12 protein-coding genes and 1 CRISPR repeat array are annotated in these 14,017 nt (G+C 55.3%); of the genes, 6 read left to right on the forward strand and 6 right to left on the reverse strand.

Annotated features, from left to right (window positions below; genetic code table 11):
• Positions 1-9: 9 nt before the first annotated feature.
• Both csy3 and cas6f read left to right on the forward strand, forming a co-directional pair.
• Entirely contained in the window at positions 10-1,065 is a 1,056-nt protein-coding gene (csy3, locus tag QEN58_RS01025) for a type I-F CRISPR-associated protein Csy3 (RefSeq protein ID WP_280105369.1), read from the forward strand.
• Positions 1,066-1,068: 3 nt separating this feature from the next.
• Complete coding sequence (gene cas6f, locus QEN58_RS01030) at positions 1,069-1,638, forward strand: type I-F CRISPR-associated endoribonuclease Cas6/Csy4 (RefSeq protein ID WP_280105370.1); 570 nt, start codon at positions 1,069-1,071, stop codon at positions 1,636-1,638.
• Between the two features lie 129 nt (positions 1,639-1,767).
• A CRISPR array of direct repeats spans positions 1,768-5,155; the repeat unit is 28 nt; unit sequence GTTAGCTGCCGCCCAGGCAGCTCAGAAA.
• A gap of 148 nt (positions 5,156-5,303) precedes the next feature.
• Here cas6f and QEN58_RS01035 read toward each other — a convergent pair.
• Together QEN58_RS01035 and QEN58_RS01040 are read right to left on the reverse strand one after the other, a co-directional pair.
• Positions 5,304-5,609 (reverse strand): hypothetical protein, encoded by a 306-nt coding sequence (locus tag QEN58_RS01035; RefSeq protein ID WP_280105371.1) that lies wholly within the window; start codon positions 5,607-5,609, stop codon positions 5,304-5,306.
• Between the two features lie 534 nt (positions 5,610-6,143).
• Positions 6,144-6,767, reverse strand: a complete 624-nt coding sequence (locus QEN58_RS01040) for a hypothetical protein (protein WP_280105372.1) — start codon at positions 6,765-6,767, stop codon at positions 6,144-6,146.
• 533 nt (positions 6,768-7,300) lie between these two features.
• Here QEN58_RS01040 and glnA point away from each other — a divergent pair.
• The 4 genes from glnA (at position 7,301) to ntrC (ending at position 12,158) form a co-directional block, all read left to right on the forward strand.
• A complete protein-coding gene (gene glnA / locus QEN58_RS01045; protein WP_007111930.1) occupies positions 7,301-8,707 on the forward strand; it encodes a glutamate--ammonia ligase in 1,407 nt (468 codons plus the stop codon).
• A gap of 141 nt (positions 8,708-8,848) precedes the next feature.
• Positions 8,849-9,403 (forward strand): DUF4124 domain-containing protein, encoded by a 555-nt coding sequence (locus QEN58_RS01050; RefSeq protein WP_280105373.1) that lies wholly within the window; start codon positions 8,849-8,851, stop codon positions 9,401-9,403.
• Between the two features lie 272 nt (positions 9,404-9,675).
• Positions 9,676-10,734 (forward strand): nitrogen regulation protein NR(II), encoded by a 1,059-nt coding sequence (glnL, locus tag QEN58_RS01055; protein ID WP_280105374.1) that lies wholly within the window; start codon positions 9,676-9,678, stop codon positions 10,732-10,734.
• On the forward strand, positions 10,731-12,158 hold the full coding sequence (gene ntrC, locus QEN58_RS01060; protein ID WP_280105375.1) for a nitrogen regulation protein NR(I): 1,428 nt from the start codon (positions 10,731-10,733) through the stop codon (positions 12,156-12,158). The genes glnL and ntrC overlap by 4 nt, the downstream gene beginning before the upstream one ends.
• A gap of 3 nt (positions 12,159-12,161) precedes the next feature.
• Here ntrC and QEN58_RS01065 read toward each other — a convergent pair whose 3' ends face one another.
• The 4 genes from QEN58_RS01065 to QEN58_RS01080 all read right to left on the reverse strand — a co-directional run bounded on the left by QEN58_RS01065 (position 12,162) and on the right by QEN58_RS01080 (position 13,945).
• On the reverse strand, positions 12,162-13,034 hold the full coding sequence (locus QEN58_RS01065; protein ID WP_280105376.1) for a ChaN family lipoprotein: 873 nt from the start codon (positions 13,032-13,034) through the stop codon (positions 12,162-12,164).
• Positions 13,018-13,191: a DUF6435 family protein gene (locus tag QEN58_RS01070; protein ID WP_007111925.1), complete on the reverse strand. Its 174-nt coding sequence runs from the start codon at positions 13,189-13,191 to the stop codon at positions 13,018-13,020. Before QEN58_RS01070 ends, QEN58_RS01065 begins: the two co-directional genes overlap by 17 nt.
• 89 nt (positions 13,192-13,280) lie before the next feature.
• Positions 13,281-13,808 carry a YqiA/YcfP family alpha/beta fold hydrolase gene (locus QEN58_RS01075; protein ID WP_280105377.1) on the reverse strand — a complete coding sequence of 176 codons (528 nt, stop codon included), beginning with the start codon at positions 13,806-13,808 and terminating at the stop codon, positions 13,281-13,283.
• A gap of 5 nt (positions 13,809-13,813) precedes the next feature.
• Positions 13,814-13,945, reverse strand: a complete 132-nt coding sequence (locus tag QEN58_RS01080; RefSeq protein WP_280105378.1) for an entericidin A/B family lipoprotein — start codon at positions 13,943-13,945, stop codon at positions 13,814-13,816.
• Positions 13,946-14,017: the final 72 nt, after the last annotated feature.

The following is a 14,017-nucleotide window of genomic DNA, read 5'->3' on the forward strand; positions in this document are numbered from 1 at the left end:
GGAAACGACATGGCCAAGAATGACACGCTTAAAACTGCATCCGTTCTCGCTTTTGAACGTAAACTCGATCCGTCTGATGCGCTGTTTCGTGCTGGCAATTGGGAAGACCGCGCTCAGGTTACACAATGGGCTTTTATTCCAGTTCGCGAAAAATCAGTACGGGGTACCATCTCCAATCGACTTAAAGCGAAAGATCAAGACCCGCTAAAGCTCGACGCCGCCATCGAAAATCCCAACCTGCAAACCGTCGATGTGGCTACTTTGCCCCACGAAGCCGATACCCTAGCGGTTCGCTTCACGCTGCGGGTTTTGGCGGGAGCCGGTACGCCTTCCGCCTGTAACGATGCCGAATACCAGAAAAAGCTGGCACAGACAGTATCGGGATATGTTAACGAACACGGTTTCGATGAGTTGGCCCATCGCTACGCCTGTAACCTCGCCAATGGTCGCTTCCTCTGGCGTAATCGCATCGGTGCCGAGGAGGTTGAAGTCGTCGTCAGCCAGATGAAAGAGGGGCAGCCTGAAAAGACATGGACTTTCAATGCGCTTGAACAGTCTACTCGTGACTTTACCGGTGACGCTCAGACCCGTGAGCTAGGGGGGACCATTGCCCAGGCGTTGGCAGGCAAGCAGTATCTCCTGCTTGACGTCGTCGCTTTCGCCCGCATTGGTGCTGGCCAGGAAGTGTTCCCCTCGCAGGAGCTGATCCTTGACCGCTCTCGTGGCGACAAGAGCAAGACGCTCTACAGTATCGGTGACGGTGATGACAAAAAGGCTGCCATCCATTCTCAGAAACTTGGTAATGCCCTGCGCACCATTGATACCTGGTATCCGGTGCCGGAAGACAGTAACGGCCTGGGGCCCATCGCCATCGAACCTTATGGCTCGGTCACGACCCAAGGTACTGCTTACCGTCAGCCCAATCCTGGCAAAGGAAAAGAGAAATTAGATTTCTACAACCTGCTGGATAACTGGCTGCTGAAAGATCAAATTCCACCCGTAGATCAGCAGCACTTTGTCATGGCAACCCTGATTCGCGGTGGCGTCTTCGGCGATGCGGGGTAAGCCATGGATCATTATATTGATATTCGACTTAGGCCCGACCCTGACTTTGCCCCGGCGATGCTGATGGGCGCGCTTTATAACAAACTGCATCGGGCGCTTTTCGACTTACAGGCAACGGATCTAGGCGTTAGCTTCCCAGCCCATAAACACGGTGTCCGCGCTCGCACGTTAGGCGATCACCTGCGTTTGCATGGCACTCAGGGACGGCTGGAGCAATTGATGGGCGCTGACTGGCTTACCGGTATGCGCGATCACACGCAAGTCAGCGAGCTGCTTGCGGTACCTGACAACGCTCAGCACATCAACGTGGCGCGCAAGCAGTTCAATACTGGAAGTCCAAGCCGTGCCAAACGCTATGCCAAGAGGCATGACATTTCGGAAGGCGAAGCGCAGCAGATTTATGCCAATCTAGCGGCACGGCGAATTGAGCTGCCGTTTGTGCAGATCAATAGCCGTTCCACCCAGCAGCGCTTTAGCCTGTTTATTGAACACGGCATGTCTCAGGAAAAACTGGTGGCTGGTTCATTTAATCACTATGGCTTAAGCCCTGACGCCACAGTGCCTTGGTTTTGACCCTTTTTTCTAGCATGAAAATAGACGGCCAATAATCAATCACTTAGCGGTATCGCTCGAAAAAGGGTGATGCCGCTTTTTTCGACTAAAGCTCTTTAACAATCAGCATGTTAATTTTGATAAGCTCTAGTTAGCTGCCGCCCAGGCAGCTCAGAAAAGCCGATGCAATGCCCCTCGCATTAACTGAAAGTTAGCTGCCGCCCAGGCAGCTCAGAAACAGAATCGATCCCACGCCCGTTATCCCAGCCTGTTAGCTGCCGCCCAGGCAGCTCAGAAACGATGATCACATCGTTAAAGTCACCGAAGTAGGTTAGCTGCCGCCCAGGCAGCTCAGAAATTGGCGGTCTGGGCGTTGACGATCTGCAGGGCGTTAGCTGCCGCCCAGGCAGCTCAGAAAATCACATCACGGGCAGCGCTTAGCTGGTCGCTGTTAGCTGCCGCCCAGGCAGCTCAGAAACTCGCTTGTGCCGTAAATCGACGCCAGTGCGGGTTAGCTGCCGCCCAGGCAGCTCAGAAAAAGCTGCTGCAGGCATTGGTAGAGGCCGCGAAGTTAGCTGCCGCCCAGGCAGCTCAGAAATTACGCGGCAAACGGTTCCGGATGATTATCGAGTTAGCTGCCGCCCAGGCAGCTCAGAAATGAAGGCTTTGAACGCTATTCTGAAACTCTTCGTTAGCTGCCGCCCAGGCAGCTCAGAAAATTTTGTTGGGATATTGGCTTGCGATTACTTGGTTAGCTGCCGCCCAGGCAGCTCAGAAAATTGGCGCGACCTCGTCAGGGCTGATCGTGGCGTTAGCTGCCGCCCAGGCAGCTCAGAAATCGTGGCGGACGAAGATAGTCTGACGGGGAGCGTTAGCTGCCGCCCAGGCAGCTCAGAAAAACGCCACGTCAAATGGCTGACTTGGGAACGGGTTAGCTGCCGCCCAGGCAGCTCAGAAACTAAGGAACGCTACGCTTTAGCATTGAAAAGCGTTAGCTGCCGCCCAGGCAGCTCAGAAAATGATGCAATGGGGTCGAAAAGCTCCAAGATTGTTAGCTGCCGCCCAGGCAGCTCAGAAATGGTAGGCGTGAACCCCAGCAGCTTTAGAAAGGTTAGCTGCCGCCCAGGCAGCTCAGAAATGTCAGTGATTGTCACGCTAATAGCGTTGTCAGTTAGCTGCCGCCCAGGCAGCTCAGAAAGACTGTGATTACGACTACGGTGAGCCGATGGAGTTAGCTGCCGCCCAGGCAGCTCAGAAAATCATGGCCATGATCTTTTGCACCATCAGCTCGTTAGCTGCCGCCCAGGCAGCTCAGAAATGCAGGCGGTTTTTTTGTGCCTGCTGTAAAGGGTTAGCTGCCGCCCAGGCAGCTCAGAAAAGACAGCGAATGACCGATAATCGGCTGCCTTTGTTAGCTGCCGCCCAGGCAGCTCAGAAATGGTAATCAAACGTGCCGGCGTCGATCGATGAGTTAGCTGCCGCCCAGGCAGCTCAGAAAAGCAGGCGACCGCTCTGTTTATCGTGGTAGGAGTTAGCTGCCGCCCAGGCAGCTCAGAAAGCCATTCCCTGCGGCTTTTTTTATTCGAGGCAGTTAGCTGCCGCCCAGGCAGCTCAGAAACACTTGCGCTGGAGGTTCACGGCCAGCGCCAGGTTAGCTGCCGCCCAGGCAGCTCAGAAAGTGGATTCGTGAGCTGCCTCAAGCGCCACGGCGTTAGCTGCCGCCCAGGCAGCTCAGAAAGCAACAGCGACGACTTCACGACCACCGATACAGTTAGCTGCCGCCCAGGCAGCTCAGAAATCGCCTGGAGCATCGCAACATCCGCATCATTGGTTAGCTGCCGCCCAGGCAGCTCAGAAAGTCGACGCTTATGTCATAACCAACGGCGTTAAGTTAGCTGCCGCCCAGGCAGCTCAGAAAAAACGGGTTAACGACAGTTGCCGCCCGGTCGCGTTAGCTGCCGCCCAGGCAGCTCAGAAAGTGGTCACTACGCTGGTATGCCCCATCTGTTTGTTAGCTGCCGCCCAGGCAGCTCAGAAAAAGCTGCAACAGCTATGTGAAAGCAGCACTTAGTTAGCTGCCGCCCAGGCAGCTCAGAAATGTGTAATTCGTGATCCATCGAAGTAGCGGCTGTTAGCTGCCGCCCAGGCAGCTCAGAAAATAAGCGAAGGCAATCAGCTCGACGCCCTGGTGTTAGCTGCCGCCCAGGCAGCTCAGAAACAGCTCATACGCGACATACAGCATCATGGGACGTTAGCTGCCGCCCAGGCAGCTCAGAAAGGCCGCGCCTGCGTGAAGCGATTGCACATAGCGTTAGCTGCCGCCCAGGCAGCTCAGAAAAGCAACTTCCAGTAATCCCAATTCGATATCAAGTTAGCTGCCGCCCAGGCAGCTCAGAAAGGGATGACGCCGCCGTCTTCGTCGGATTCGTAGTTAGCTGCCGCCCAGGCAGCTCAGAAAAATTCGCTCTTGTAGTCTGGGGCGGGGGCTGTGTTAGCTGCCGCCCAGGCAGCTCAGAAATATGGAGGCTAGCGAATGAAAGACATGACCGCATTAGCTGCCGCCCAGGCAGCTCAGAAAAACATGAACGCATCTGGCGATGTGGCACCGCTGTTAGCTGCCGCCCAGGCAGCTCAGAAATGAAATGCGCTGTTCGAGTTCTGCTGTATTGCGTTAGCTGCCGCCCAGGCAGCTCAGAAAATTAAACGAACTCCTTACCGTTGCGTGTCTTGGTTAGCTGCCGCCCAGGCAGCTCAGAAAACGAGCGAACCTTCACCAGTAAACGACCCGGTGTTAGCTGCCGCCCAGGCAGCTCAGAAAGCCACCAACATCGCAATAGGCGGCAGCGATGAGTTAGCTGCCGCCCAGGCAGCTCAGAAAGCTTCGGTGTCGCGGATGCGCAGCATTAACTCGTTAGCTGCCGCCCAGGCAGCTCAGAAATGCATGCCGATCATTGCTTTCTTGCCATTGACGTTAGCTGCCGCCCAGGCAGCTCAGAAATTGGAGGTTGAGCGCAGCGTGTTAGGCGCTTCGTTAGCTGCCGCCCAGGCAGCTCAGAAACAATAAATACGGACGAATTGAGCTAGGTCTGGGTTAGCTGCCGCCCAGGCAGCTCAGAAAATGCCCCAGGCAGCAACGATTGACGGATACTCGTTAGCTGCCGCCCAGGCAGCTCAGAAATCACCTAGATTGGCGAAGTGCCGCGACTGAATGTTAGCTGCCGCCCAGGCAGCTCAGAAAACGACACCCGCCAGTTCTCGCTAACGCTGTTAGTTAGCTGCCGCCCAGGCAGCTCAGAAATGTGTGCTGGGAAGTATTAAAGGATCGACCAGGTTAGCTGCCGCCCAGGCAGCTCAGAAATCGGTGGGTATCCGGCAAGCCTCAACGACCTGGTTAGCTGCCGCCCAGGCAGCTCAGAAATACATCGACAACCAGGTGACCAGTTACGAAGCGTTAGCTGCCGCCCAGGCAGCTCAGAAATCTCATAGAATTAGGCGCGCCGCCTCGGCAACGTTAGCTGCCGCCCAGGCAGCTCAGAATAGGTTTAGGAGTTCGAGTCTCTCCATCCTCACTGTGTAAGGTATGTGTCTTGGCATCACTGCGCTTGTACCGCTTGGTAGTTCAACTGCACAAAAAAGCCACCGCGTTTGGGTGGCTGTGACTACTGAGTTTCGATCAAGGCGAGGTTTCAATCTTCTTGCGGCGGTGCTTCTAGGGCGCGTTTGTCGTCGGGTACTCTGACGATATGGCCGACTTCCAGCGTGTTATGGCTTTGGTGGCGGCCGCCTTTGGTATCAATGATCGCGGCGACTTCGCCAATACTGACCGCGTCGTCTTCGCGGTAGGCTTCTACTTTGACGCGCACCGTGACGCCTTGGTAGCGAGCGGAAATAATGTCGCCTGGGTCGGGTTGGCTGCTTTGATCCGGGTGCTTTTTAAAGTACTGCATAACACTGGCGCTGCCGGGTTCGTCCCATTCGATATGCTGATGCATCGCTGTCTTCCCTGTCGAGTTGAGTGTCGTGATGAGTGTTGCTTCAGTGTAGTCCCTTCAACGGGGTTGTGTATGCTCTTCATCCTCCGCCCTGTTCGTCTCATCCTCTAGGCTGGCGCGCCATACCTGCCATGTATGAACGTCGGGGTAGAGGTCGATGCGCACATCATTTGTTCATCATAGCCTTACAAAAGAGCCCGTTAGCAAATCCATGCATCACGCCATTTGTGATCAGCATGGCGTACTGGTTTGACGTTGACCTGCCAGATTACCTGCTGTGGGTTGCACCGCTGGGGCGGCCCGCCTGAATGCAGTAAATGGCCCGACCGTTGTGGTGGGCGCTAATGGTGGCACTGATTATCGCCGCCCATTGGCGTGTATGCGCTGGTGCTTATGGCGGTTGGTGTGGTGGGGCTTAATTAGCTCGCCAATACTACGACACTGGGTGCGATATTGTTCGGCAAGCGATTGAAGGTCAGTTAGTAAGGGATGAGTTAGTAAAGGACGTGGTAGAGGAGAGTGGCTGAAAGCGTATTACGGGGGGGGCGTGAAAGTCGCATCGGATGCGTTAGGCAGCGAGAGGGCGTCTGGGTCATCTCCTTGGCGAAGCAGGTGCCCGTTGTAGTTTTTCAAGCGGGTGGGGCAGGCGTGTAAGCGCTGCAGAAAATCGTCAATCGCGCTGTCATCGTCCAGCTCAGGGTCAAACCCACCCAAACGCTCAAGCCAAGCTCGCCTAACGGCAATGTATGGCGGCAAAATTAAGACGCTTGCCAATAAGCGCCGTAGGATACGTTCCGGCAGCGATGGCCGGGTGAGGCCGATAATTAAGGCATCAAGAGTGTAAGTGTTGAGCTGTGGATAGAGCGAACCCCAAAGATTGGCCGGCAGCGGCTTTTTCTGCAGTGCAATGATAAGCCACTCTGCTTGGCTGGTAGATGCGGCTTTATTGAGGCGCACGCCCAGCGGACGCGCTGGGGTAATCAGCGAGTGAGTGTGGTAGCGCTGCTCTATAGCGCTCAGGCGTTCCTGTGCTTGAGTGGCCGTTACCAAAATGGGCAGCAAGTGATCGGCAACACCAGATTCACGTATCGATTTTAAGTGGCGTGGCAACATCTCACCCGTCACCATGGCATCAACAATAAAGCAAACCGATCCCATTTGCCGACTCCAAGTGTGAGTAAACCTATCAAATTGTAATTTATTGTAGTATCTGGTTTATTTGGGTAGCAAGTAAAAAAGCTTGTGAGCTAAAAAAGAGTGCTCATTATATTTAATGCACTATATTCGCGCATTAGCCGTTATTTTTGGTCTATTTTGGTGCGTTAATGGTTTTTTAGGAGGCGGCAGAAACCCAGTTTAGCCTTTATGCCTCATCAAGAGGCATCCTGACTTACTTTTTATCCAATATAAAACAATAGCTTGACGTTTTTTTATGCCATATTGGTGCAGAGTTGGCATGCTCTCTGCATTGTATTTGGCAGCGGCAAGCGGGCCGTAGGCATAAGCCTTGCGGCGTGCTAAAACGATAGCCGGTCTGAAATGCTCGCTGAGCGATTTGTTATTAAATGTCAGGCAAACGTTGAGCGAACAAGAATGACAAACGTGCTGTTTAGCGCGTATTTTGTCGAACAACACTTTTATCGGTAGCTTACTGTCGTTAGCTTTAAGCCACGCTCATACCGGAGGACACTATGTCAGCCAAGACTCTCGCGCTAATTGAAGAACACGATGTTAAATGGGTAGATCTGCGTTTTACCGACACTCGCGGTAAAGAACAGCACGTTACCGTGCCTGCTCGCGATGTGAACGAAGAATTCTTCGAGAATGGCCAAATGTTTGACGGCTCTTCTATTGAAGGTTGGAAGGGCATTAACGAATCCGACATGATTCTGAGCCCGGAAGATGGTACTGGTTACCTCGACCCCTTCACCGAAGATGCCACGCTGGTTCTGCGCTGCGACATCATCGAGCCGGCCACTATGCAGGGCTATGATCGTGATCCGCGCTCCATCGCCAAGCGCGCTGAAGCTTATTTAGAGTCTACTGGCCTGGGTGATACCGCATTTTTCGGTCCTGAGCCTGAGTTCTTCATCTTTGACGAAGTGCATTGGAAGTCTGATATTCAGGGCTCCATGTATAAAATCACTTCTGACGAAGGTGCATGGGCGACCAATAATCAGGTAGAGGGCGGCAACTTAGGTCACCGTCCGCGCGTTAAAGGCGGCTACTTCCCGGTTCCCCCGGTGGATAGCTTCCACGATATCCGTGGTGCGATGTGTAACACCCTGGAAGCGATTGGCCAGACCGTCGAGGTTCACCACCACGAAGTTGCTAACGCGGGTCAGAACGAAATCGGCGTTAAATTCAACACGCTGGTGAAGAAAGCTGACGAAGTTCAGGAAATGAAGTACGTGATTCACAACGTAGCGCATGCTTACGGCAAAACGGCGACCTTCATGCCGAAGCCGCTGGTTGGCGATAACGGTTCGGGCATGCACGTACACCAGTCGTTCTGGAAAGATGGCCAAAACCAGTTTGCCGGTGACGAGTACGCTGGCCTGTCTGAAATGGCGCTTTTCTACATTGGCGGCATCATCAAGCACGCCCGTGCACTGAACGCCTTTACCAACGCTTCTACCAACTCGTACAAGCGTCTGGTGCCAGGTTTTGAAGCGCCGGTTATGCTGGCTTACAGCGCCCGCAACCGTTCTGCTTCAATCCGTATTCCTTACACGGCAAGCCCGAAAGGCAAGCGCGTTGAAACTCGCTTCCCTGATCCGACCGCCAACCCCTACTTGGCATTCTCTGCCATGTTGATGGCGGGTATCGACGGTATCAAGAATAAGATCCATCCTGGCGATGCCATGGATAAAAACCTGTACGACCTACCGCCAGAAGAAGGCAAGTCTGTACCGACCGTGGCGCACAGCCTGGATCAAGCACTGGAAGCCCTCGACGCTGACCGTGCGTTCTTGACCGAAGGCGGTGTGTTCACCGACGAAATGATCGATGCCTACATCGAACTCAAAATGGAAGAAGTGGAGCGTATTCGCATGACCACTCACCCCATTGAGTTTGATATGTACTATAGCTGTTAAGTACAGCTGCTAAACAGCGCTGTTAACGGCTAGCTGCTACCATCACCCTGGCGGTGGCAGACGTTGTTAAAAAACGCTACTCAAACCCCGCTTCGGCGGGGTTTTTTGTTATTGGGGCTGGGCAGCGTTGTAAGGGGTGTTATGAGTAAGATCAATATATTAGCGGTGAGTGGCCTGCTGGCTGCTGTCTTGGGCGTAGCGCTTGCTGGCAGTGCAGCGACGGCGTTCGGGCAAGCGGTTTATCGGGTGACCGATAAGCACGGCAACGTTACCTTCACCGATAATCCTGGCCGCGGTGGCAAGGCCTTGGAGTTGGCACCGTTGCCTAGCCTACCGCCAGCGTTAAGCGCCGCGCTCGCCAACCCTAACGTCACAACACCTGCTGATGTACGACCGCGCGGCAAACCGGGGCAGCCCTTTATGCCCTACGATCACTTTTCGATCGCTCTGCCCCAGCAAGGCGCACAGGTGCCAGAGGGGATGACCGCGGTGGAGGTGGCTATTGCGCCACCGTTGCGCGACGACCACCAGGTGCGCCTGTTAGTGGATGGAGACATCAGCCAGACCGCGTTGCACAGCGACGTGTTTTGGCTAACCGGGCTTCCTGCAGGGCGTCACGAGATTCAGGCAGAGCTGCTGGATAGCAGCCAGCGTTTACAGCACCGCACGGCAGCGGTGACGATTACGGTTCCTTAAAAGCGCTTTCATAAGCGAGATTAGAAAAACGCTACCAAACAGCAACCCTAAAGATTCCCTTTCAAAAACTATGTGCACTAAAATGGTGCATTAATGAGAGCGTTTGACGCAGTGAGTGCGCTAAAACGATTCACCCTCTTCCGTTGCGATGCCCGCAAGCCGTGCAAATGGGCATAGGTGCATAGTTGGCGCGCTTTTTGCAGTTCCCTCATTGATCATCCACCTGTAGGTCTGTATCGGCGATGGAAGACGTGATTTTTCAGGACACCACTATGCATCAGCGTTTGCTTGAACATCTCACCACGGCGGTATTGCTGCTAGACGGCGAGCTGCGTGTGCGCTGGATGAACCCTGCCGCTGAAGCGTTGTTAGCGGTCAGCCTTAGCCGCGTTCAAGGGATTAGCCTGGATACGCTACTCGGCGGGGATCAAAGCATTGACGATGTATTAGCCAAGGCGCGGGATGCGTTTCACCCTTTTACCCAGCGTGAAGCGCGCATTACGCCGCTTAATAGTGAATCGCTCACCGTTGACTACACGGTGACGCCGCTATCCGAGGATGAGCTGTTGCTGGAAGTGGAGCCGCGGGATCGGCTGATGCAGATCTCCCGTGAAGAGGCGCTAACTACCCGCCAGGAGACCATTAAGGTGCTGGCCCGCGGGCTCGCCCACGAAGTCAAAAACCCCCTGGGTGGCATCCGCGGGGCAGCACAGCTACTAGAGCGAGATCTAGACGACCCGGCGCTGCGCGAATATACCCATATCATTGTGGAAGAGGTGGATAGGCTGCGCGACCTGGTCGATTCCATGCTCGGCCCTAACCGAATTCTTAAACACGAGCCGGTCAATATTCACAAAGTGCTTGAGCGGGTGCGGGCGCTGATGATTGCCGAGCACCCTTGCGTGTCGATTAGCCGTGATTACGACCCCAGCTTGCCCGACCTTTCCGGCGATGAGTCACAAATGATTCAGGCGGTTCTCAATGTGGCTCGCAACGCAGTTCAGGCCATGAGCGATGCGCAAACGCCGGAGCCTTGTTTAATACTGCGCACCCGCGCCCGTCGCCAGTTCACCCTTGGCGCTGAACGCCACCGGCTGGTCAGTGAAGTCGCGGTCATCGATAACGGCCCCGGCATTCCCGTCGCGCTGCAAGAAACGCTGTTTTACCCCATGGTGTCGGGGCGCGCGGAAGGCAGCGGTCTTGGGCTCTCTATCGCCCAATCGATCTTGCACCAGCATCAAGGCTTGATCGAATGCGACTCACGCCCTGGACACACCGAATTTCGTTTACTGATTCCCATGGTTGTTAATTTCACCGGAGAAGCGTCATGACTGAGGCTGCACGTAATGATGTTGCGCGGGTGGTCATTGTCGATGATGACCGAGCTATCCGCTGGGTTCTGGAACGCGCGTTGGCGCAACCCGACCTTGACGTTGAGTGTATTGAGCGTGCCGACGTTGCCCTGACGCGCTTGTTGGAAAACCCACCCGACGTGTTGGTCACCGACATCCGCATGCCGGGTATCGACGGGCTGGACTTGATGGCGCGGGTGCGTGAAGCGCATCCCGACCTGCCGGTGATCGTGATGACCGCGCACTCCGACCTGGACAGCGCCGTGGCATCGTATCAAGGCGGGGCGTTTGAATACCTACCCAAGCCGTTTGATGTCGACGAGGCCCTGGCGCTGGTGCGCCGCGCCGTGGCCCACGCTCGTGAACGCCAGCGTCCGGTCACCGTGCCGGAAGGTTTAAACGCCGAAATTATCGGTGAGGCGCCGGCCATGCAGGAGGTGTTTCGCGCCATTGGTCGCCTTTCCCATTCGCATATCACGGTGCTGATTAACGGTGAGTCGGGTACCGGCAAAGAGCGCGTTGCCCAGGCACTCCATCAGCATAGCCCGCGGGCGGGCAAGCCGTTTATCGCCCTCAATATGGCGGCGATTCCCCGCGACTTGATTGAATCTGAGCTGTTTGGTCACGAAAAGGGGGCGTTTACCGGCGCGGCTCAGCAGCGCCAGGGGCGGTTTGAGCAGGCCAACGGCGGTACGCTGTTTTTAGACGAAATAGGCGATATGCCCTCTGAAACCCAAACGCGCTTACTGCGCGTGTTGGCCGATGGGGAGTTCTATCGCGTTGGCGGGCATACGCCGGTCAAAGTGGATGTACGTATCATCGCCGCTACCCACCAAAACCTGGAAGTGTTGGTGGACGACGGTCGCTTCCGGGAGGATTTGTTCCACCGCCTGAACGTGATCCGTATCCACCTGCCCAAGCTTGCCGAGCGCCGCGAGGATATCCCGCGCTTAACGCGGCACTTTTTAGCCGAAGCGGCGAAGGAGCTAACGACCGATATCAAGGTGCTGACCAGCGAAGCGGAAGCCCACCTAACGCGTTTGCCGTGGCCCGGCAACGTGAGGCAGTTAGAAAATATCTGCCGCTGGCTCACCGTGATGGCGTCAGGGCGTGAAATTCTGGTTGAAGATTTACCCCCGGAGCTGCGTTCACCCAGCGCTTCGGAAAGCAGTGCCCACGGCGATTGGCGCACGGCGTTTCGCGACTGGGCAGATCATGCCTTGGCCGAAGGCCATACCCATTTGCTGGAAGAAGCGGTGCCCGATTTTGAGCGGATTCTGATTGAGACAGCGCTAAAACATACCGGCGGGCGTAAAGGTGAAGCCGCAGAGCTGTTGGGCTGGGGGCGCAATACGCTCACGCGTAAACTGAAAACATTATTACCGGCACTCGCTGACGAGTAATTGCTACTCGTCAGCGAGTATATATATCACATCGGCCAGGGTGGGGTCGGGCAGTGTGCAGTCGCTCATTTCCCAGGGCAGCAGGCTCACGGTGTCGTTAACACCAAAGGCCTTGAGCTGGTAGGCAATGCCTTCGTTGTAGGTCACATGGCCTAGCCCTATTAAGCCCACTGCCAGGGCACCGCCCTGCGTGGCTTCTGCTAAGCGCTGGGCCATGGCGGTATCCCAGGTGAGCTGGGCTTGAATAAAGCGCTCAAGTGCTTCGGGGTCATCGCCCATCGCGTGCTGATTAAACACCTCGGTGAGCCTTGAGCGGTAACTGACGCTGGCGGGCTGTGGCGGCTGCATTGCATGGCGTTCATCCGCGGGCACGTGCTCCCAGCCATCATTGACCAGTCGCTGGCGCAGGTCGGGGGCGATATTGAGCGCGACCAACGGAATATTTGCCATCCGGGCAAACTCTAAAATCGGCATATACAGCGCTGAATCAAATCCCCACGCCTCGTCCCACTGCGTTTGTTCAAGCATGGCGTCTGTATCTAATTCGCCGGCGAGCCAGGCATCAAGGGTCGGTTGAGCGCTGCGCGGAAGCATCTCCAAGCCAATGACAAGATCATCGCGAAGAGCATGCAGTCCCGCGAGGGTATGCAGCTGCCAGCGGTGGTGGGCTATTTCATCGTGCTGCTCACCCAGCAATACCACTTGTTGCTGGGCAACGGTCGGCAGCAGATCACTACTGGCGAGTGGCTGCTCTTCCTGCCACCACTGCCCTGGGCTTGGGCAGGCCGCCAAAGCGACGCTGGGCAGCAGGTTAACTAGCGCTAAAACCGCTAGTAAGCCATAGCGGTGTCTATGGCAGTTATTGTGTCGCTTCAATGCGCCTGATCTCGGCAAGTAACGCTTCTGCTTCTTCGGTAAGCGTGGCATTGGCACGCATATCGCCATTGCGTGAAGCCTCCATGGCGGCTTGTAGTTTGCGCTCATACTCTTGCTGAAGCTTCTTTTTGGGGTCGCGCTTAAACATGCCTAACATGAGTAATCTCCTCACTATCTACGTTATGGTGTACACCATTTGTATAGGTTTAGAGCGCTCGTGTCGAATGTTTGTTTCAGCTAGCCTTTTTAATCGTAGTGAGTAGGCGCGGCGCACTGACGTAAAAAACGCTCAAAATCGCATAAAATAGTTTCCAGGCTGGCGTGCAGGCGATGATCATCGTCGACCATCCGCAGCGACAGGCGCTGTAGACGGGCACGCTCAATCACTGGTTCAGGAGCCACCACATCGTCACGCCAGCCGTGAATGATGTGCGTGTGCTGTGCCTGGATCGTGAGTGACGTTTGAGGGTAATCAGCTAAGCCCAGCGCTGGAGCTAGCAGAAAGCAGCCCAATACCGGCTGTTGAGCGCTAACCGCCGCGCTTAGCCAGCCCCCTAAACTGGAGCCCGCCAGCACACACTGGGCAGGGTCGTCACCGCGCTCGGCTAACACCCCCAGCAAGTGTTGAAGGCGCTGCTGTGGCTCTGCCATGCCCCGGTAATCCATAACAACGGGCTCACAGTCATCCAACTTTTCAGCGACCCCTTTCAGCGCCTGGGTTTTCAGTGCGCCCGGCCCGCTCTCAAGGCCATGGGACAGATAAACAGTCATCATAACGTTTAGCTCGCTGCGCGCTGGATAGCTTCACCACCCTGTTTTAGGTCTTCTCCAGCACCACGAACGGTATTACAGCCACTCACGAGCAGCAGCGTCACCAACATTACGGTACTAAGGGCAATAATGCGTTTCATAGAAGTCTCCTTGAAGGCATGTGATTCAAAGGCAGTTAATAAATAGAAAATAACCGCTGTCGTGACGAATCG

Origin of the sequence: Halomonas alkaliantarctica (genome assembly GCF_029854215.1) — a bacterium.
Lineage (GTDB): Bacteria > Pseudomonadota > Gammaproteobacteria > Pseudomonadales > Halomonadaceae > Vreelandella > Vreelandella alkaliantarctica_A.

Coding starts and splice junctions, on each gene's coding strand:
- csy3 (WP_280105369.1), top strand. CDS start 10: ATGGCCAAGAATGACACGCTTAAAACTGCATCCGTTCTCGCTTTTGAA.
- cas6f (WP_280105370.1), top strand. CDS start 1,069: ATGGATCATTATATTGATATTCGACTTAGGCCCGACCCTGACTTTGCC.
- QEN58_RS01035 (WP_280105371.1), bottom strand. CDS start 5,609: ATGCATCAGCATATCGAATGGGACGAACCCGGCAGCGCCAGTGTTATG.
- QEN58_RS01040 (WP_280105372.1), bottom strand. CDS start 6,767: ATGGGATCGGTTTGCTTTATTGTTGATGCCATGGTGACGGGTGAGATG.
- glnA (WP_007111930.1), top strand. CDS start 7,301: ATGTCAGCCAAGACTCTCGCGCTAATTGAAGAACACGATGTTAAATGG.
- QEN58_RS01050 (WP_280105373.1), top strand. CDS start 8,849: ATGAGTAAGATCAATATATTAGCGGTGAGTGGCCTGCTGGCTGCTGTC.
- glnL (WP_280105374.1), top strand. CDS start 9,676: ATGCATCAGCGTTTGCTTGAACATCTCACCACGGCGGTATTGCTGCTA.
- ntrC (WP_280105375.1), top strand. CDS start 10,731: ATGACTGAGGCTGCACGTAATGATGTTGCGCGGGTGGTCATTGTCGAT.
- QEN58_RS01070 (WP_007111925.1), bottom strand. CDS start 13,191: ATGTTAGGCATGTTTAAGCGCGACCCCAAAAAGAAGCTTCAGCAAGAG.
- QEN58_RS01075 (WP_280105377.1), bottom strand. CDS start 13,808: ATGATGACTGTTTATCTGTCCCATGGCCTTGAGAGCGGGCCGGGCGCA.
- QEN58_RS01080 (WP_280105378.1), bottom strand. CDS start 13,945: ATGAAACGCATTATTGCCCTTAGTACCGTAATGTTGGTGACGCTGCTG.